General features: G+C 53.4%; 1 protein-coding gene, 1 tRNA gene and 1 pseudogene. All 3 read left to right on the top strand.

The features are described 5' to 3' along the window. The first annotated feature begins 314 nt into the window (after nucleotides 1-314). A tRNA-Thr gene (locus tag G9Q73_RS19150) sits at nucleotides 315-390 on the top strand. A 40-nt stretch (nucleotides 391-430) separates the two neighbouring features. Beyond that, nucleotides 431-760, top strand: coding sequence for a DUF1820 family protein (locus G9Q73_RS19145; protein WP_177421562.1), 330 nt, complete (start codon nucleotides 431-433; stop codon nucleotides 758-760). 74 nt (nucleotides 761-834) lie between these two features. Continuing rightward, a pseudogene (locus tag G9Q73_RS19140) lies at nucleotides 835-1,014 on the top strand (ankyrin repeat domain-containing protein); the annotation flags it as partial.

Here is a 1,014-nt window from a genome sequence, read left to right as displayed (position 1 = left end):
TGGTGTTGGCCCCCGCCTCTGCCCGTCTGATGGCCGATATGATCCTGGAGAGAGAACCGATTCTCGACCCGAGGCCCTATGCCCTGGATGCACCCCGCGAGGATTGAATTGGATCCAGCCGGATTCTGCGACTATAATCGCCCGTCGTTAAGCTGGCGTCTGTCCGGAAACGAATGAATAATTGTAGCCGGGATGAAGCGCAGCGGAATCCAGGAAGATAAGTGGCTTATTTATAGCCTGCTCCCGGATTACGCAAGCTCCATCCGGGCTACGGTAATTGTTTTCCTGGCAGACACTAACTGGAAAGATTTTATGCCGATGTAGCTCAGCTGGTAGAGCAACGCATTCGTAATGCGTAGGTCAGCGGTTCGAATCCGCTCATCGGCTCCATTTTCAGGTTCTTACAGGACCCTCCATAGCGACAGCAATAATGCGCATCTTCAAAATCACCTTCCTCAATCAGGGCAAGGTTTATGAAATCTTTGCCAAGAAGGTGCATCAGGGCGAGCTATACGGGTTCGTGGAACTCGAAGGCCTCATCTTCGAACAGAGCAACTCCCTGGTCATTGATCCCTCCTCGGAAAAGCTGCAGGAGGAGTTTGCCGGCGTCAACCGCACACTGATACCCATCCACGCAGTCATCCGCATCGACGAAGTCGAGAAAGAGGGACCCGGCAAGATCACGGAACTGGACGAAAAATCCAATATCACCCCCTTCCCAACCGCCTTCTTCAAACCCGATCGCAAGCCGGATAAATAGCTATTGAGGATCATCATTGCCGCCACCCGACACTGGGATGGATACTGCTGCACTCCCGTTTTGCAGGATTCCCCATGTATCGTTCACTGCTCTTGTTCGCCTCACTGACGCTTTTTCTTACCGCCTGTTCGCAACAGGAGCCAGACTTCGAATCGGATAACCCGCCCCTGATCACTGCTGCTGAGAGAGGGGATATGAGTGAACTCGACAGACTGCTGACCCAGGACAGCACTATCGACGTGGTCGATGCCTGC

Origin of the sequence: endosymbiont of Lamellibrachia barhami, assembly GCF_011947365.2 — a bacterium.
Lineage (GTDB): Bacteria > Pseudomonadota > Gammaproteobacteria > Chromatiales > Chromatiaceae > QGON01.
The sequence above is the reverse complement of the archived record's forward strand: the minus strand, read 5'-3'. Positions and strand labels throughout refer to the sequence as shown.